The sequence below is a fragment of the Streptomyces sp. NPDC050416 genome, assembly GCF_044458845.1.
Lineage (GTDB): Bacteria > Actinomycetota > Actinomycetes > Streptomycetales > Streptomycetaceae > Streptomyces.
Window position 1 is genome coordinate 614391 of the sequence record NZ_JBITII010000003.1, and the last position, 17289, is coordinate 631679.

A 17289-nucleotide genomic window follows, 5' to 3' on the forward strand; every position below is an offset into this window, starting at 1 on the left:
CCGCTAGGCCCACTTGGCCTGGAGGAGGTTGATGCCCGGGTAGGGCTGGGCCCTTATACCGCTGAGCTGCTTCGGGTCCCATGCCGTCATCAGCTCGTTGTGGACGACCGGGTAGAGCACGGCCTGTTCGGCGACGACGTCGATGTAGTCCTGGACCATCGCCTTCTTCTTCTCGGGATCCGGCTCCCGGGTGGCCCGGTCCATGTCCCTGAAGAGCGCCTTGGCGACGGGGTCGCCGGCCCACCGCGTGTACTGCATCCACAGGTTCTCGGGCCCGTAGTTGTAGTGCATGATCAGGTCGGCGTCGAGGCCGAACTGGTTGGGGTTCGAGGCGGCGGCGACGACCTGGTAGTCCTGCTTCTGGTCCATCTTCGTGAACACGGCCGTGGTCTCCTGCGGGGACAGGGTCGTCTTCACGCCGATCGCGTCCCAGGACGCCTTGACGGTGGGCAGGCAGTCGACGATCCAGCTCACGTTCACCGCGAGGATGTCGATGCTCAGCCCCTTGACCCCGGCCTCCTTCAGCAGCGCCTTCGCCTTGTCCGGGTCGTAGTCGTACACGGTCTTCGCCCGGCGGTAGGACGGGTTGCTCTCGTCGAGGAAGGAACTCGACGGCTTCCCATGGCCCTTGAGCGCGACCTCCACCATCTTCTCGGTGTCGATGGCGTAGTGCAGGGCCTGGCGTACGCGCACGTCGTCGAAGGGCTTGTGCCGGGTGTTGAACATCAGGAACAGGTTGTTCATCCCGGCCCCGCCGGCGACCGTGAGGCCGCTGCTCTCCAGCTGCGCGATGTTGGCGTACGGGATGTTGTCCGCGATCTGTGCGCCCGCGCTCGACCCCGAGATCTTCGCGACGCGGGGCGCCGCGTCCACGATGGTCAGCCAGTTCATCTTCCGGAAGGCCGGCTTGCGCGGGCCGTTGTAGCCGTCGAACGCCTCGAAGGCGGTGTTCGACTTCGGGTGGTGCGCGGTCTGCCGGTACGGCCCGGAGCCGATCGCCTTGCCCTTGATGGCGTCGTCCCAGGCCCCGGGCTTGGAGAACACGTGCTTCGGCATGATCTTGGCGAGCGTCAGCCGCGAAAGCCCGTCCGGGAAGGGGAACTTGAGCACGAGCTCGACGTTCTGCGCGTCGATCTTCCGGACCTCCTTCAGCCAGCTCGCGAAGAAGCCCTTGGCGAGGGTCTGGGTGTCCGGGTCGAGGATCCGCTCGAAGACGAAGACCACGTCGTCGGCGGTGACGGGCTTGCCGTCGTGGAACGTCGCGCCCGCCCGCAGCGTGAACCTCCAGGACGTGCCGTCCGGGTCCTTCGGCACCTCGGTCGCCAGGGCCGCGTACGGCTCGCGGGAGATCGGGTCGGTGTCGAGCAGGCCCTCGTAGATGTGGTGGTTGGCGGCCATGCAGAACGCGGACGCCGTCTGGGTGGGATCCCAGCTGCCGTCGTTGCCGTAGCCGATCACCGCCGTCAGCGTCCGGTTCGCCCCGCTGTCGCCGCCACCGGTGTCGTTCGTCGACTCCGGCCCGGACGAACAGGCCGACAGCGACGCGGAGACGGCGGCGGCCGCGCCCAGCGCGCCCGTGTACTTCAGGAAGGTCCGGCGGTGCGGCGCCGGCACGTCAGGGGTCACGTCGCGCACGGGTCCTCCAGCGAGAGGTCTGGGGGGAAGGGACTGGCTGAGGAGATACGACGTCCTACGTCCTGTGGTCAGCGCGACCATAGGAGGGGCCGTGGGGGCGGTCAAGGGATCGCACACGAATGGCGTATCCGCCACATGTGGGACCAATGGCGCTGGGCCAGTACGGGAGTTGACGGCTCATCAGGGCGGGCATGATGAGGGGTGTGACTGAGCTGTGGAGTGAGCGTGGCGCCGGCGTCCTGAGACTGCCTTCCGGCCGACTGGTACGAGGGCGAGGTCTCCGCCACCCCATGGACCCCGGCGCGCCCCGCCCCTCCTACGGTGTCTACCTGCTCGGCCGGCAGCCGCCCGAGGTCCCCTGGGAGGCGTGCTGGGTCCGCTGGCCCGACTTCCGCCTCCCGTCGGACCGGGCGGCCGCCCGCGAGGTGCTGGCCGCCGCCTGGGAACGGGCCGCCGGGGAGCGCGTGGAGATCGCCTGCGGCGGAGGGCGCGGCCGCACGGGCACGGCCCTGGCCTGCCTCGCGGTTCTGGACGGCGTACCCGCCGGGGAGGCGGTGGCGTACGTGCGCCGGCACTACGACCGGCATGCGGTGGAAACGCCCTGGCAGCGGCGGTACGTGCGGAACTTCGGACGGTGAAGCCACGGATCGGGTGGCTTACAGGGACAAGGTCATGAGGAGGCGGCTCTCCCCTGGGCCGAAGTAGTCCTCACGGGGTGCGTCCTCGCAGGTGAATCCCAGGGACTGGTAGAGCGTCATCGCCGTGGTGTTGGAGGGTTCGACGGTGAGTACGACCTTCCGGACCAGTCGGCTTCGCAGGTGAAGCAGCATGTGCAGCAGCAGGCTGCGCCCGACGCCGTGGCCCCGGTGGCGCGGGGCGACGGCCAGGCTCAGCAGCCATCCCTCGCCCCCCTTCACGGATGCCAGTGCGTAGGCGCAGAGCTCGTCACCGTCCTGCGCGGCGACGAGAGTATGGCCGACGTCGAACAGTTGGCGTAGGACGAAGAAGGGATAGGCCGCGTCCCCGAAGACATCCCTGTCCAGTTGCGCAAGGCTGGGCAGATCCTCTTCGGTGGCGCTGCGCATGAGCGAAGGGCCAGTGGGGAGAGCGGCCATTACTGTCTCTTGTGGGGAAGGTTGATGCCTCGAGTGGCCAAGCGGCATGTGACGAGTCTCCAGGTTTCCTGGGAATCATTCGATCCGGTCGAGTACGTCATCAGGAACTACCTTGACATGCATCCCAACGACGCCTCGATCATCGCGAAGGTCCGCGACCATTTCAGTGATCATTTCCGGCATTCTTCCCAAGGTGCGCGCGGCGCGATCGACGTCGGCACCGGCCCCAACCTCTACCCCGCGCTCGCCATGCTCCCCTGGTGCGAGAATCTCACATTGTTCGATATGGCTCCCGCCAACGTGAAGTACCTCATCGGCCAGATGCCCTCCTACGACGCGCACTGGGACAAGTTCTACGACCTCCTGAGCCGGGATCCGGCGTACAGGCACTTACCTGACCCCAGGAGCCGCTTCCGCAGTACTGTCAAGGTGAGTCAGGGAGAGGTTCTCGATCTCCGGCATTGTCAGGGGCGCTGGTCCATGGGGACGATGTTCTTCGTCGCCGAGTCGATCACCACGAAGGCCGAGCAGTTCCGGAAGATCCTGGCCTGCTTCATGCACGCTCTCCAGCCCGGCTCCCCCTTCGCCGCGGCCTTCATGGAGCACTCCAGCGGATTCCGCATAGGAAAGCGTCACTTCGCCGCGCATGACGTCGATGCGGAGGAAGTGCTGGAGGGGCTGGCGGATCATGCGGACGATCTCGCCCTTCATCACCTGGAGATGGATAAACATCTCAATCGCGAGGGGTATACAGGCATGCTCCTCGCCTGCGGCCGCCGCCGGAACTGATCCCTCCCGTGATCGATCAACTGCCCCGGCCGGAACAGTACTTGGCCGGTCAACGGCCATCTTGACGGTCGCCTTTCCCTATAGTTCTCTTGCCAGGCAGACAGGTCGGCGTACTCGTGCTGCGTGGCGCTGAGGCGAGGGGGGTTCATGGCACAGGTGATCCGTGCGTACGGAAATCCGAGCCGCCTCGAGGAATACCTGCCGGATCCCGACGAGCCTGTCGACCGATGGTTCACCGCTTCCAACAGCGGAAACGCGCGTGTGATCGCCAGAACGATCAGCGACCTCACCCCGACGACACCATCGGTCGTGATCGATCCCTTCTGTGGTGCGGGGAGTTCCTGCACGGCGGCCCGACTGCTCGGCATTCGTTTCGCCGGCATGGACATAGACCCGGTGCTAGCCTGCGTCAGTCTCGCGAAAACACAGTGCGGACCATCGCACGGCGCCGACCTGTCCAGGCCCTCTTCAACGAACGACGAACCGCAACTCCGATGCTTACGGCTGGTTCGAGCGTTGCAGGAAACAGACGGAGGCGGGGGACTGACCGATGAGGAGGTCGTCGCGGACCTGAGCCGGGCGCCGGCACCCGTTCCCGGCAGCACAGTGTTCTGCGGAGACGCCACCGACCCGGCGAACTGGAGGGACATGAAGCTTCCGGAAACGGAGGCGGTCATGTTCACCTCGCCGCCCTTCTACAGCGACTGGCGTGGCCCCGATGTACCGCCGCCCCTGCGCGCCGAGGCGTCCGCCATCGTGGCGGCGACATGGGGCGGCGGACCCGCCGCCCCACCAACCGGACCGACCCGCGGCTACTGTGACCTCGTCATCGGTGCTCTTCAAGCCATGCAAACGGTCGCCGTGCACGGGACCGCCGTCATCGAACACGAACCCGGCGACGACAGTGCGGGGAACAGGCTGGCCGTCCTCTCCGAGCGCATCCATCGGGAGACAGCGGCGAACGTCGTCGACATCCTGGCCACCGGCGACTTCTCCGGAGGCGGAACACTCTCCCTCGTGGTCTGCCGGTTCTGACGATGAATGCACAACAGCCGCGCAACCTCACCGAATTCGAGCTGATGGCTCAGGTGTCGCGTCTCGACCTCGCTGACGGGCACGCGAACCACAGCCTGCACCAAGAGACCATGAGCGTTCTCGAAGACGCCTTCACGGCGGCCCTGAAGGAAGAGCGCCACGGGCTGGTCCACCGAGTCGAGCGTGAATTCCTGTCAGCGCTCGGGAAACACACGGGCCAACAGTACTCAGCAACGTCGTCGCACATTGTCTATTCCGCTTCCGTCGGCGTCGACATCATGGCCAAGTACCTCGCCGTACGGCGGTACCGGACCGGCATGATCACACCGACCTTCGACAATCTCCCCGCTCTCATGACCATGACCGGTGTCGAACTGGTACCCGTACCCGAGAAGCTGGTGTTGCCGGAACCAGAAATCGACGAGCTGAGTCGCCTGGAACTCGACGCTCTCTTTCTCGTGCTGCCGAACAACCCCACCGGCGCGGGCATGGACGGAGCCGCTTTGCGACGCCTCGTCGAGTGGGGAGCGGCACAGTGCGTCCTGATCGTCATCGATGCCTCGTTCCGGCTGCTGGACCCCAGGGCCTGTGTCGACCTGATCGCGGTAGCGGAGGACGCGGGCGCGGACGTAGTCACCATCGACGACACCGGTAAGACCGTGTCCCTCCAAGACACCAAGGCCAGCGTGCTGTCCGTTACCCACCGGCTGCGCGAACCTGTTTCGGAGGTCGTCAGCCACTGCCTGCTCAATGTGTCGTGCCTCGATCTCCGGCTGCTCACCAGCGTCCTCACGATGCCGCCCGATCGCGACGAGATACACCGCGCCCGCGCCCTGTCCCGCCGCAACCGAGGAACCTTGCGCGAGATGCTCGTGTCCTGCGGCCGGATCGGATGCCTGCCGGACTCGTCCCCAGGCCCGGACTCCGCGCTCAGTATCGAGTGGCTGCACGTCGGGCCCGAACGCGACCGAGTTCTCCGCCAGTGCCGCAGCCAGGGGCTTCAGATACTGCCGGGGCAGCCCTTCTTCTGGGCGGCAGACGGCGCTGCGCAACCCCGCACGGGGCAATGGGTGCGCATAGCGCTGCTGCGTGACCCCGAGGAATTCCAGCGTGGCGCCGACATCTTCGTCTCAGCCCTGCGGACCTGCGCATAGCGCCCTGAGAGGGAATCCATGCCGAACCCCGAGATTCTCGTCACGGGCACGGACCTCGTGCCCGACGCGACGGTCGAGTACATGACCTCCCGTTCCTACACGCCTCGGAGGGTCAGGCGGGACGACCTCACCGAGGGCGAGCTGATCGAGGCCCTCGACGGTGCCGTCGGCTATCTGATCGGAGGCAACGAGACCCCCACTGACAAGGTCTTCGAGTCGTCCGTCCGGCTGCGGGCGGTGGCCTTCGTCGGTACCGACTTCCGGCTCTACGTACCGGGATGGCGTCGAGCCCGCTCGCTGGGAGTGTCGCTGGTGAGCACGCCGGGAGCCAACACACAGTCCGTCGCGGAGTTCACTCTCCTGCTGATCCTGACGCAGTTCCGCTCCTTCGCCCCGGTGGCCGCCCGGTCCGGACGACCGGACAATCCCCCGGCCCCGGTCGGCCGGACTGTGGCCGGTAAACGCCTCGGTCTCATCGGGCTCGGCAGGATCGGGAAGACAGTGGCACGGATCGCGCGCCTCGGCCTGGGCATGGAGGTGTGCTACGCCGCGCCGCGCCGGGACACCGACACCGAGGCGGCACTGGGCATACGGCACTGCACGAAGTCCGAACTGCTGCGATGGAGCGAGATCGTGTCGCTGCACCGGCCCGGACCGGGCCCCGGAGAGCAACCGGAGCTCACGGCACAGGAATTCAGTCTGATGCGGCCCAGCGCCCTGCTCGTGAACACGGTCCACCCCGATCTGGTGGACCCGGCGGCGCTCCTGGCCGCCGTGCGGGACAAGAATCTGAGGTGCGCCTTCGACGGCCGGGCCGGCGGGCCCGAATGGGAGGCGCTGACAGCGCTCGGGGCCGATCGCTTCCTGGCCGTACCGGTGATGGCCTACAACACGGCGGACGCCAACGAGGCGGCGAGCATGGCGGCGGCCCTGTCGGTGTGCGACATCCTGGACGGACAGGAGAACGTGGAAGGAGAGCGCGCCGGTGAGCCCGAATGACCCGCCGGACACGCCGAAGCCCCGGCGACTCCTGATCGCCACGGCCGTCGCCCATCTGCCCCGCTCACCCGCCGGGGACCGCCCGGGCCTGGTCAGCGCACGACAGAAGATCATCGACCTCTTCACCACCCGCCTCGGCTACACACACGTCAGCGACCTCGGACTCGACCCCGACCGGAACGCTCTCCTGGACCAGTTGGAACGGTTCGCCACGGCCCCGGACCGGCGCCCGGACGACATCGTCGCCGTTTATCTCGCAGGACACGGTCAACTACTCGGTTCGACGCCACGCCGGCACATGTTCTTCCCCGCCGACTGCGACCTGTCCAGACCCAAACAGGCCTTGCCGACCTCCCAGATCGCCTCGGTGCTGCTCGACGACACGGACATCAAGCAGTTGCTCTTCCTGCTCGACACCTGTCACGCGGGCCAGGGCACCGGAGACGCCGTGGCCTCGGCCGTGGAGAGCCTGCGCCGCAGCCCGGACAACGACAACGCGGGAATCGCCTTCGTCGCCTCCGCGCAGCCGGCCCAGTCCGCGCTGGTGGAAGCCTTTCCCGACCTGCTCACCGCGGCGGTGGACAGTCTTGCCACAGCGGGTGAGAAGCCCGAGCACCTCAATTTGGGCTCTCTTGTCGCGCACATGAACGCGAACGTCAAGCGGCCCCCTACCCAGAGCATCGAGTGGCACGCGGCCAAGATGCTCGGTGACGTGCCTGCGTTCTTCCCCAACCCCAGGCGGCACAGCCGCACGTTCGAAGCGGATCTGGCGATGCAGCAGGCGATCGAATGGCAGGCCCAGGCAGTGCGGCGGGAAACGGAACTGGCCCGGCGCATGCTGGTCCGTGCCAAGGCCTCCTTCGGGGACGAGGGAGGCTGGTGGTTCACGGGCCGAAGGCGAACACTCACCGAACTCACCGACTGGTTACGGGAACCTGACGCCCTACGGCCTGCGGTGGTCGTGACGGGCGGGCCCGGATCGGGCAAGACAGCGGTCCTCGGCCTCATCGCCGCGCTCACGAACACGGAACGCCACCACAGCGTGCCCATCCACCTCCTCGACCTGCCGGAACGAGCCGTGCCCCGCCCCGGCTCCGTCGACGTCGTCATCTACGCCCAAGCCCTGACCGACGAGGACATCCTCAACGGACTCGCGGCCGCGGCACGGGTCAGGGCGCCCACGGTGGGCACCCTGCTGGACGCGCTGGCGGCACGGGACCGGCCCTTCACGGCGATCATCGACGCCCTCGACGAGGCGGCCTCGCCGGACACGCTGACCACACAACTGCTCCAGCCGCTCATCCGGTTCAGCAACGGAAAGCTGCGGCTGCTCCTCGGCACACGGCCACATCTGCTCCGCCATCTCCAGACGGACGTCGAGATCGTCGACCTGGACAACGACACCTATGCCGACCGCGCGGCGCTCGGTGCCTACGCCCGGCGTGGACTCACCGAATCCCAGCCCGACAGCCGCTACGCCGTCGCTTCCCCCACCCTGGTGATAGAGGTCGCCCGCGCCGTGGCCGAGGCGGCGTTCCCCAGCTTCCTGGTGGCGCGCATCGTATCGGGGACCCTCGCCGCGCAGGACGTCCTCGCCGACCCGCAGGACCCGGAATGGCGCCGAGCGCTGCCGCGGACGGCGGACTCGGCCATGGCACAGGACCTGGACGAGCGCCTCGGCCCGGAGGCGGACCGTGCCCGGGACCTTCTGCGGCCCCTCGCCTACGCCGAGGGACAGGGCCTGCCCTGGGAGGACGTCTGGGGAGCGCTGGCCTCACGCCTGTCGGGACACACCTACAACGACGAGGATCTGCTGTGGCTCCAGCGCTCCACGGGACGGTACGTGGTGGAGGCAACCGAGTCCGGCCACTCGGCGTACCGCCTCTACCACCAGGCCCTGGCCGAGCACCTGCGACGGGACACCGACGCCCGGGAAGCCCAGCGGGCGTACGTCGAGGTGCTCAGGCGCCTGGTGCCCCGCACTCCGTACCGGACCCTCGACTGGCCGCGTGCGCACCCGTACACCTTGAGCCATCTCGCCACCCATGCGTCCATCTCCGGTGAGCTGGACGAGCTCATGGCCGACCCGGAGTACCTCGTCCATGCCGAGCCGACGCCCTTGCTGCCCGCCTTGGAACGGCTCACCACGGACTCCGCGCTCCGCCTGGCCGACCTCTACCGCACCTCCGCGGGTGACCACCGTCGCGCCAGCCCGCAGATACGGCGGGAACTGCTGGCGATCGACGCGCTGCGCTTCAAGGACCGGGATCTCGCCCGCAGGCTCAGCCGGAACAGTGCCTGGCGTCCGGTGTGGGCCACGGACAGTCAGATCACTCGTGATTCGCACGAACGGACGGGAGCGGTCAACGGGGTCGCCTGTGGAGAGGCCGACGGTGTGCCCGTCGCCGTCAGCGGAGGCACCGACGGCCTGGTGCGCGTATGGGACCTGCGGACCGGGGAACTGCGCTCGGTCCTCTCCGGCCACCAGGGAGCCATCAACGCCGTCGCCTGCACCGATGTGGAGGGCATCTCCGTCGCGCTCACCGGGGGTGACGACTACACCGTGCGGGTCTGGGACCTTTCGACGGGGGAGAGCCTCGCGGTACTGAGCGGCCAGGGCGGCGCCGTCAACGGACTGGCGTGCACGGTCGTGAACCGGGCGCCGGTCGCGGTCGTCGGCGGCGGTGATGCGGCGGTACGTCTGTGGGACCTCACCACGGGGGATCAACTGGCCTCGCTCGTCGGGCACCCGGGAGCCGTGAACGGAGTGACCTGTGCCACCGTGGACGACGTGCCCCACGCGGTCAGTGTGGGCGCCGACGGTTCCGTACGCCTGTGGGACCTGCAGAACCGCGTCGAACGCGCGGTGTTCCACGGCCACACCAGCTGGGTCTGGGCCGTATCGTCCACCCGCGTCGACGGTCTCCCCGTGGCGGTATCGGGTGGTGGTGGCGACGGGCACCTGAGTGTCTGGGACCTGGAGCGGCGCGCGGCACTGTCGACGCTGAGCGGTGACACCGGCTGGGTCAACGGAGTGGCCTGTGTGACCGCCGACGGACGTCCGCTCGCGGTCGTCGGCGGTGGAGACTTCACGGTCCGTGTCTGGGATCTGGCCTCGGGCACCCCGCGTGCCGTGCTCGAAGGGCACGCCAGCGCCGTCAACGCGGTCGCGGCCGCCGTGGTCGACGGTGTCCCCGTGGCGGTGACCGGTGGAGCCGACGGCTCGGTCCAGGTCTGGGACGTCCGGGCCGGCGCACAACGCTGGGTGATGGAACAGCGGCCAGACCCGGCCGGGACAGTCGGCGCCGCCGAAGGAGACTCCGTACCGGACGAAGCCCCCGCACCAGGACCGGCGGCGCCCTCCGGGGGGTTCCGCGGTCACACGGGCTGGCTGTGGTCCGTGGCCCACGCCGAGGTCGCCGGTTCGTCGGTCGCGCTCACGGTGGGCGGCGACGGGGACGGGGCCGTACGAGTGTGGGATGCGCGGACAGGGGAGCAGAAGGCGGTGCTGGCCGGCCACACAGGAGCGGTGAACGCCGTCGCCTGCGCGGTGGTCGACGGAACCCCGGCAGCCGTCGTGGGAGGTGGGGGAGACTACGCCCTGCACGTCTGGAGCCTCGCGACCTGCCGGCACGAAAGAGCACTGCACGGACACGAGGACTGGATCTGGGGACTCGACACCACCGTGGCCGAGGGGCGCCCCGTCGCCGTGACCGGGGACGCCTCCGGTGTCGTCCGCGCCTGGGATCTGCGCTCGGGCGAGCAACTCGTCTCCACCACCGCCCACTCCGGAGTCGTCAACGCGGTCGTCTGCACTCGCCTCGACGGCCGCCATGTCGTCGTCACCGTCGGGGACGACGGACTGATGTGCACCTGGGACCTGTTCACCGGACGACAACTGGCCTCTCACCGCGCTCACTCAGGCGTGGTCAACGGAGTGGCGTGCACGCGGGTGGACGACCGGGAGCTGGCTGTCACCGTGAGCGACGACGGCGCCATGCGCGTCTGGGACCTGCGGACCAGCGAGGAGGTGGCTGTCTTCGCCGGTCACACCGGCGTGGTGAATGCCGTGGCGACCCGGCGTGTCGACGGGGTGCCGATCGCCGTGACCGTGGGCGACGACTACACGGTGCGCGTCTGGGACCTGGACCGGCAAACGGAACTGCTGCGCTGGGCCACGCCCTATCCCGCGCGAGCCGTTTCACTCAGCTCCGACGGGGACTTCGTCGTCGGCACGGGCCACGAGGTCGTCGCGTTCGAGATGGGCATGTCCGCTCCGTTCGCTCGCCGCTAGCCGGCACGTGGCCTGTCGGGAGGACGACATGGCGCGCATCTTGTGCGTGCACGGTGTGGGGAAACAACAGTCGGGCGAGCGGACCCTGCTCGCTGAGTGGATACCGGCGCTGCGTGATGGAATGACCCGGGCCGGTGTCACGGCACCGATCGGGGACGGCGACGTGACCATGGCCTTCTACGGAGACCTCTTCCTGCCCCCGGGGCAACGGCTGGACGGGGACGATCCTCACCTGGGCTGGTGGGACGTGTCCCCCGGCTGGGAGACAGACCTCCTGATGGGGTGGTGGGGTCAAGCCGCGGCAGCCGAGCCGCACATCATGGCCCCAGGCGCCCAGAATCTCCTCTCAGGCACGAGCCGCACCGTACAGACCGCGCTGCTCGCCCTGTCGCAGTCCAGGTTCTTCGCCGGACTCGCCGAGAAGGCTCTGATCTCCGATCTGAAGCAGACGCACCGCTACCTCACCGATCCCGAACTGCGCAAGACGGCTCGGGACCGGGTGCGAGCGCTCCTCGGCCCCGACACCCGCGTCGTGGTCGCACACTCATTGGGCAGTGTCGTGGCCTACGAGGCCCTGTGTGCGACCGCGGGACATGAGGTCCGGTCCTTCGTCACCCTGGGCTCGCCGCTCGGCATACGCAACCTGATCTTCGACCGCATAGAACCCGTGCCCGTGAGCGGCATCGGCTCGTGGCCGGGACCTCCCTCGACGACATGGACGAACGTCGCCGATGAGAGGGACGTCGTCGCTCTGGTGAAGGACCTCAGGCCATGCTTCGGCCCCGGCATAGCGTGCTATCTCGTGCCCAACGGATCTCACGCCCACGACGCCACCCACTACCTCACCAAGCAGATCACCGGAGCCGCGCTCGCGGCCGGGCTCCGCTGACGGGTGGGGTCTGGCGGCATCCCCCTTCCGCCCGGGGCACATCACCGATCGTTCCAGCGACGGCCGACGGAGTTCATACCTTGGTCGCCCCGCCGTAGACCGACGGCCGACAGCCGGGCCGGGCGTCCGCTCGGCACAGTGAACTGCATGGAAGAGACCAAGGGAACCAAGCAGACAAAGGGGATCAGCCGGGCGCAGTTCCTGGCCGGAGCGGCGGCGGTCGGGGCCGCCGGGGCGCTGGGGCCGGCGGGACAGGCCCGGGCGACGGAGCCCCGGCACGGCAGGGGGCTGCGCCGGCGGGGCGTCGTCTACACGGTCGGGGAGGGTGAGACGCCGGGGACCGCGTGGAACGCTCGCCGGATGCGGGCCCATGTCCGGGCCATCCGGGACGACTTGCACGCCGACACCCTCGACGTCACCGGGGACGGCGTCGAGCGGCTCACCGCCACCGCCGCCGAGGCCGCCGAACGCGGGCTGCACATCTGGTTGCAGCCGACGCTCGGAGACGCCCCGCAGCGGGACATCCTGGAGCACCTGGCCGAAACCGGCCGGTTCGCGGAGCGGCTCCGCCGGCAGGGAGCGAGCGTCGACCTCAGCGTCGGCTGCGAGTTCTGGCTGTTCGTCCCCGGCATCCTGCCGGGCGAGACGGCCCTGGAGCGCATCAGGAACCTGCAGAACGGCACGGTCGACTGGCCTGGGACGCAGCGCCGCCTGGCCGACTTCACGGCGAAGGCCGCGAAGACCGGCCGCTCCGTCTTCAAGGGCGACCTCAGCTACGCCGCAGCCCAGTCCATCGACGACCCGGACTGGAACCTCTTCGACATCGTCGGCATCGACTACTACTCGTACTTCCCGAAGCGGTCCGAGTACGTCCGGGAGCTGCAGCGGTACCTGCGGTGGGGAAAGCCGCTCGCCATCACCGAGTTCGGCACGTGCGCCTACGTCGGTGCGCCCGAGACCGCCGGCATGGGCTGGGACGTCGTCGACCACGACAAGGAGCCGCCGGAGATCAAGGGCGACCTGGTTCGCAGCGAGCGCGTCCAGGCCGACTACGTGGGCGACCTGCTGGACGTCTTCGAGTCGATGGGCCTGTACGCGGCGATGACCTTCGAGTTCGTCAGCGCGGACGCCCCGCACCGCCCGGACGAACCCCGCCTCGACCTCGACATCGCGGCGTACTCCATCACGAAGGCGATCAAGGACCGCCCGGACGACCCCGCCTCCGGCTGGCACTGGGAGCCGAAGGAGGCGTTCCACGCGGTGGCCCGCCGATACGCCCGACGGGCGCGGCCCGCGTAGCGGAGGGACCATGGGGCCGACGCCGCCTGGGGAGGAGCGCGTATGGAATGGACCCGTGAGGTGATCGTCGTCCCGGTCACAGACCTGGACCGGGCCAAAGCCTCTCCAGCTCACCCCGCCCGGCTCCCGCTGCTCCATCGTGCTGGAGTCCGGGATGCCGGACTCACCCGGGCAGCCTCGCATGGCCCCCGGGTTGTTGAGCTGGAGCTCCTTCCTCTTCTTCCAGGACCCCGACGGCAACGGCTGGGCGGTCCAGGAGGCCCCGGCACCCCTCGCCCAGCGTTGAACTAGGCACCCGGAAACGCGGGTGGTCTCGGCGGCTGACGGGGTTTTCCGGGTGCGGAGTGGAGCGTATGGGTCAGGGATGGCCTGTGAACGGCGGGTTGGGGTGGCCTGGTTGCTCCACTTGCGGGCTCTTCGGGCGTGCGGCCGGGTCAGGCTGGGAGTCGGAGCATGAAAATGTCGATCGGGTCCTGGGTTTCGATGGTGAAGCCGTGGCGTTCGTAGAGGCGGCGGGCCGGGCTGCCCTGGAGGACGTTCAGGCGGACGAGATCGCCGGCGGTGTCTGTCCGGGTCAGCAGGGATCGGAGTACGGCCGTGCCCAGGCCTCGGCTCTGTACGTGCGGAGAGAGGTAGAAGTGCTCCAGCCGGTGGCCGTTCTCGGACGGGCGCAGTGTGACGCTGCCTGCGAAAGTGCCGTCTGCCTCGATGATCGACGCGTGCTGTGGGGAGAAGGAGTCCCGTAGGCGCTGCCTGACCCGGTGTTCGTCGAAGCGGCCCAGTCGTTCCAGGTCCGGGCGCATCACGACGGCCCGGAGCTCCGCGACCGGCTCGACATCCGCCGACTCGGCCGGGCGCATGGCCCACTGCATGGAAAATGCCGTCGGTATACCGTCCGCGCTCCTACCCGTACTCATTGCGGCATTGTGCCAGCGGATCACCATCCGCCCACCGTCAGCCGCCGACCCACCCGGCTGCCGCCGAGATCGGGTGCGCCCGCCGATGCGGGTCAGTCATGCGGCCGGCCGAAACGGCACCCGGCCTGGGACCCCGCTTTCCCCGGCCGAGTCAAGGGTAGGCCCGCAGGGCCATCGCCGAAGGCGACGCGCAGCGCCCTTTACTCGGGTCGTGGAGGCACGACACTGGCCAGGAAGCGGGCGGCCCCGACAGTGCGTATGAACTCCGTCCAGGCAGCCGACCCGACCAAACTCGCAGATCCGCAATCCGCCGGAGACAAAAACCCGCGACCTCTACTGCGCCTGCGTGAGCCCCGCCTCCTCCTTCCGTCGCTTGAGCTCCGTACCGAAATTCCCACGCCGCCGGTCGAGAACCGTTGGCCATTACCGAACCCCTTTGTGCTGCCCCGCAGTTGTAGGGCGCAGACCTTTCCCGAGTCTAGGCGCGGAGAGTCACCGTAGGGATGCGAAGAGTGAAACTCCGAAAGAAGGGGGAGCACGGTGGTGGCACGACACTCGGCGCTCTGCGCCGAAGAAGCGGAGGATGCGGTGGAAGAATTGCGGGCAGAACTCGCCGGGGCCGGAATTGTCCTGACGTCACCGGGGCTTCACCCCGTGAATCTTGTGCGGGAAGTCCCCTGTCCGCTCGTGGAATTGGGCCGGTGTTCCGTTCGGACCGCGCGGCGGCTCGCGGCGGTGCCGCGATGAAGCCTCCGGTCGGCGCGTACGTCGTGGACACTTGCAGCGGCCGCATCGGCATCGTCATGGGGCATGAGGGGCCCTATGTGCAGCTGAGGCCGTACGCGGCGGGAAGGAGTGGGACGCCGACCCCGGTGCCGTCCGGCACGCCACCCCGGCCGAGCGGCTGCGCGCGGCGACGCAGTACGCCAACGCCCGCAGCAGGGGCGAGGTCCCTTGACGCCATGACCCTGCGAGAATGGCGCCATGAGTCTGTTCCGCGACGACGGCATCGTGCTGCGCACCCAGAAGCTGGGTGAGGCGGACCGGATCATCACGCTGCTCACCCGCGGTCACGGACGGGTACGGGCGGTAGCCAGGGGCGTGCGCCGGACGAAGTCGAAGTTCGGTGCGCGCCTCGAACCCTTCTCCCACGTCGACGTGCAGTTCTTCGCCAAGGGCAGCGAACTGGTCGGACGCGGGCTGCCGCTGTGCACGCAGAGCGAGACCATCGCCCCCTACGGCGGCGGGATCGTCACCGACTACGCCCGGTACACCGCGGGCACGGCCATGCTGGAGACCGCCGAGCGGTTCACCGATCACGAGGGCGAGCCGGCCGTCCAGCAGTACCTGCTGCTCGTCGGGGGGCTGCGGACCCTCGCCCGCGGGGAGCACGCGCCGCATCTGGTGCTGGACGCGTTCCTGCTCCGCTCCCTCGCCGTCAACGGCTACGCGCCGAGCTTCACCGACTGCGCGAAGTGCGGTATGCCCGGGCCCAACCGGTTCTTCTCCGTCGCCTCGGGCGGTTCCGTCTGCGTCGACTGCCGGGTGCCCGGCAGCGTCGTACCCTCGCCCCAGGCCCTGGAACTCCTCGGCGCGCTGCTTACGGGAGACTGGGAGACCGCGGACGCCTGCGAGGCGCGCTACGTCCGGGAGGGCAGCGGCCTGGTGTCCGCGTATCTGCACTGGCACATGGAGCGCGGGCTGCGCTCCCTGCGCTACGTGGAGAAGTAAGCGAAGCAAGCAAGCACGAGGAGACGAGAAACACATGGCCGTACGCGGGATCCTGGGGCGGCAGCGCCGGGAGTACAGGACGCCGGAGCCCCACCCGTCCGGCGCGCGGCCGCCGAAGCTCGGAGAGCTCGTACCCCAGCATGTGGCGATCGTCATGGACGGCAACGGGCGGTGGGCGAAGGAGCGGGGCCTGCCGCGCACCGAGGGGCACAAGGTCGGCGCCGAGCGGGTGCTGGACGTGCTCCAGGGCGCCATCGAGATGGGCGTGGGCGCCATCTCCCTGTACGCCTTCTCCACCGAGAACTGGAAGCGGTCGCCGGACGAGGTGCGCTTCCTGATGAACTTCAACCGGGACTTCATCCGCAAGACCCGCGACCAGCTGGACGAGCTGGGTATCCGGGTGCGTTGGGTGGGCCGTATGCCCAAGCTGTGGCGCTCGGTCGCCAAGGAGCTCCAGATCGCCCAGGAGCAGACCAAGGGCAACGACAAGCTCACGCTGTACTTCTGCATGAACTACGGGGGGCGCGCCGAGATCGCCGACGCGGCGCAGGCGCTGGCGGCCGATGTGAAGGCCGGGAAGCTCGACCCGTCGAAGGTCAACGAGAAGACGTTCGCGAAGTACATGTACTACCCGGACATGCCGGACGTGGACCTGTTCCTGCGTCCGAGCGGTGAGCAGCGCACGTCCAACTACCTGCTCTGGCAGAGCGCGTACGCCGAGATGGTCTTCCAGGACGTGCTGTGGCCGGACTTCGACCGCCGTGACCTGTGGCGGGCCTGCCTGGAGTTCGCCTCACGCGACCGCCGCTTCGGCGGCGCCATCCCGAACGAGGAACTGCTGGCCATGGAGGGAAAGCAGGAGTAGCAGCGCCTCACGGGCAAGGGCGGCGCAGTTCCCCTCAGGGGCGCGGGGAACTGCGCGACAAGCCACCACGCGCCCGCAGTCGGCAACGAAGCCTCACCCCTACGGCGAACAGCGGCTCAGCCGCCGGAGGCAGCCGCGCAGTCCGCGCACGTGCCGAAGATCTCCACCGTGTGGGCCACGTTCACGAAGCCGTGCTCCGCGGCGATGGCCTCCGCCCACTTCTCCACGGCCGGGCCCTCCACCTCGACGGCCTTGCCGCAGCCGCGGCACACCAGGTGGTGGTGATGGTCGTCGGTGGAGCAGCGGCGGTAGACGGACTCGCCGTCGGCGGTGCGCAGGACGTCGACCTCGCCGGCGTCGGCGAGGGACTGCAGGGTGCGGTAGACCGTGGTGAGCCCGACCGAGTCGCCCTTGTGCTTGAGCATGTCGTGCAGTTCCTGCGCGCTGCGGAACTCCTCGACCTCGTCCAGGGCCGCCGCCACGGCGGCACGCTGCCTGGTGGCGCGGCCCTTCACGGACGGTCCAGCGGTCGTCACCGTTGCCTCCTCACGTCTGCCTTGCCCGGGC

15 protein-coding genes and 1 pseudogene are annotated in these 17289 nt (G+C 68.8%); 12 read left to right on the plus strand and 4 right to left on the minus strand.

The genetic code is table 11. From position 1 onward, the window contains the following. Window positions 1–3 precede the first annotated feature (3 nt). Window positions 4–1635: an ABC transporter substrate-binding protein gene (locus ACIBL4_RS12320; RefSeq protein WP_399409001.1), complete on the minus strand. Its 1632-nt coding sequence runs from the start codon at window positions 1633–1635 to the stop codon at window positions 4–6. Window positions 1636–1829: 194 nt separating this feature from the next. Between ACIBL4_RS12320 and ACIBL4_RS12325 the strand changes: the two genes are divergently transcribed. Then, entirely contained in the window at window positions 1830–2273 is a 444-nt protein-coding gene (locus tag ACIBL4_RS12325; RefSeq protein WP_399409003.1) for a protein phosphatase, read from the plus strand. Window positions 2274–2291: 18 nt separating this feature from the next. On the opposite strand, the gene ACIBL4_RS12330 is transcribed toward ACIBL4_RS12325, so the two are convergent. Then, the gene (locus tag ACIBL4_RS12330) at window positions 2292–2720 is read right to left on the minus strand and encodes a GNAT family N-acetyltransferase (RefSeq protein ID WP_399409005.1); all 429 of its coding nucleotides are present in this window, start codon (window positions 2718–2720) and stop codon (window positions 2292–2294) included. Window positions 2721–2783: 63 nt separating this feature from the next. On the opposite strand from ACIBL4_RS12330, the gene ACIBL4_RS12335 reads away from it, so the two are divergent. The 8 genes from ACIBL4_RS12335 (at window position 2784) to ACIBL4_RS12370 (ending at window position 13495) form a co-directional block, all read left to right on the plus strand. Then, a complete protein-coding gene (locus ACIBL4_RS12335) occupies window positions 2784–3539 on the plus strand; it encodes an SCO2525 family SAM-dependent methyltransferase (protein ID WP_399409006.1) in 756 nt (251 codons plus the stop codon). Between the two features lie 147 nt (window positions 3540–3686). Beyond that, window positions 3687–4574, plus strand: coding sequence for a hypothetical protein (locus tag ACIBL4_RS12340; RefSeq protein ID WP_399409007.1), 888 nt, complete (start codon window positions 3687–3689; stop codon window positions 4572–4574). 2 nt (window positions 4575–4576) lie between these two features. Then, window positions 4577–5728, plus strand: a complete 1152-nt coding sequence (locus ACIBL4_RS12345; protein WP_399409009.1) for a pyridoxal phosphate-dependent aminotransferase — start codon at window positions 4577–4579, stop codon at window positions 5726–5728. 18 nt (window positions 5729–5746) lie between these two features. Beyond that, window positions 5747–6727 carry a 2-hydroxyacid dehydrogenase gene (locus tag ACIBL4_RS12350; RefSeq protein ID WP_399409011.1) on the plus strand — a complete coding sequence of 327 codons (981 nt, stop codon included), beginning with the start codon at window positions 5747–5749 and terminating at the stop codon, window positions 6725–6727. Further along, a complete protein-coding gene (locus ACIBL4_RS12355) occupies window positions 6714–11021 on the plus strand; it encodes a caspase family protein (RefSeq protein WP_399409013.1) in 4308 nt (1435 codons plus the stop codon). The genes ACIBL4_RS12350 and ACIBL4_RS12355 overlap by 14 nt, the downstream gene beginning before the upstream one ends. Before the next feature lie 28 nt (window positions 11022–11049). Next, complete coding sequence (locus ACIBL4_RS12360) at window positions 11050–11910, plus strand: hypothetical protein (protein ID WP_399409015.1); 861 nt, start codon at window positions 11050–11052, stop codon at window positions 11908–11910. A gap of 147 nt (window positions 11911–12057) precedes the next feature. Then, window positions 12058–13209, plus strand: coding sequence for an abortive phage infection protein (locus tag ACIBL4_RS12365; RefSeq protein WP_399409017.1), 1152 nt, complete (start codon window positions 12058–12060; stop codon window positions 13207–13209). 154 nt (window positions 13210–13363) lie between these two features. Next, window positions 13364–13495, plus strand: a complete 132-nt coding sequence (locus ACIBL4_RS12370) for a hypothetical protein (protein WP_399409019.1) — start codon at window positions 13364–13366, stop codon at window positions 13493–13495. Between the two features lie 148 nt (window positions 13496–13643). Here ACIBL4_RS12370 and ACIBL4_RS12375 read toward each other — a convergent pair whose 3' ends face one another. Continuing rightward, window positions 13644–14081 (minus strand): GNAT family N-acetyltransferase, encoded by a 438-nt coding sequence (locus ACIBL4_RS12375; protein ID WP_399409021.1) that lies wholly within the window; start codon window positions 14079–14081, stop codon window positions 13644–13646. Between the two features lie 788 nt (window positions 14082–14869). Here ACIBL4_RS12375 and ACIBL4_RS12380 point away from each other — a divergent pair. The 3 genes and pseudogenes from ACIBL4_RS12380 to ACIBL4_RS12390 all read left to right on the plus strand — a co-directional run bounded on the left by ACIBL4_RS12380 (window position 14870) and on the right by ACIBL4_RS12390 (window position 16722). Beyond that, window positions 14870–15084 (plus strand): annotated as a pseudogene (locus ACIBL4_RS12380) (hypothetical protein). A gap of 26 nt (window positions 15085–15110) precedes the next feature. After that, window positions 15111–15857 carry a DNA repair protein RecO gene (recO, locus tag ACIBL4_RS12385; protein ID WP_356924168.1) on the plus strand — a complete coding sequence of 249 codons (747 nt, stop codon included), beginning with the start codon at window positions 15111–15113 and terminating at the stop codon, window positions 15855–15857. Window positions 15858–15891: 34 nt separating this feature from the next. Continuing rightward, window positions 15892–16722 carry an isoprenyl transferase gene (locus ACIBL4_RS12390; RefSeq protein WP_356092331.1) on the plus strand — a complete coding sequence of 277 codons (831 nt, stop codon included), beginning with the start codon at window positions 15892–15894 and terminating at the stop codon, window positions 16720–16722. Window positions 16723–16838: 116 nt separating this feature from the next. Here the strand turns inward: ACIBL4_RS12390 and ACIBL4_RS12395 are convergent, their stop codons facing one another. Further along, on the minus strand, window positions 16839–17258 hold the full coding sequence (locus ACIBL4_RS12395) for a Fur family transcriptional regulator (RefSeq protein ID WP_399409023.1): 420 nt from the start codon (window positions 17256–17258) through the stop codon (window positions 16839–16841). Window positions 17259–17289 lie beyond the last annotated feature (31 nt).

Excerpts from the sequence above, each read along its gene's own strand:
- ACIBL4_RS12325 (WP_399409003.1), top strand. The coding sequence starts at position 1,830 with ATGAGGGGTGTGACTGAGCTGTGGAGTGAGCGTGGCGCCGGCGTCCTG.
- ACIBL4_RS12330 (WP_399409005.1), bottom strand. The coding sequence starts at position 2,720 with ATGCGCAGCGCCACCGAAGAGGATCTGCCCAGCCTTGCGCAACTGGAC.
- ACIBL4_RS12340 (WP_399409007.1), top strand. The coding sequence starts at position 3,687 with ATGGCACAGGTGATCCGTGCGTACGGAAATCCGAGCCGCCTCGAGGAA.
- ACIBL4_RS12345 (WP_399409009.1), top strand. The coding sequence starts at position 4,577 with ATGAATGCACAACAGCCGCGCAACCTCACCGAATTCGAGCTGATGGCT.
- ACIBL4_RS12350 (WP_399409011.1), top strand. The coding sequence starts at position 5,747 with ATGCCGAACCCCGAGATTCTCGTCACGGGCACGGACCTCGTGCCCGAC.
- ACIBL4_RS12360 (WP_399409015.1), top strand. The coding sequence starts at position 11,050 with ATGGCGCGCATCTTGTGCGTGCACGGTGTGGGGAAACAACAGTCGGGC.
- ACIBL4_RS12365 (WP_399409017.1), top strand. The coding sequence starts at position 12,058 with ATGGAAGAGACCAAGGGAACCAAGCAGACAAAGGGGATCAGCCGGGCG.
- ACIBL4_RS12370 (WP_399409019.1), top strand. The coding sequence starts at position 13,364 with ATGCCGGACTCACCCGGGCAGCCTCGCATGGCCCCCGGGTTGTTGAGC.
- ACIBL4_RS12375 (WP_399409021.1), bottom strand. The coding sequence starts at position 14,081 with ATGCAGTGGGCCATGCGCCCGGCCGAGTCGGCGGATGTCGAGCCGGTC.
- recO (WP_356924168.1), top strand. The coding sequence starts at position 15,111 with ATGAGTCTGTTCCGCGACGACGGCATCGTGCTGCGCACCCAGAAGCTG.
- ACIBL4_RS12390 (WP_356092331.1), top strand. The coding sequence starts at position 15,892 with ATGGCCGTACGCGGGATCCTGGGGCGGCAGCGCCGGGAGTACAGGACG.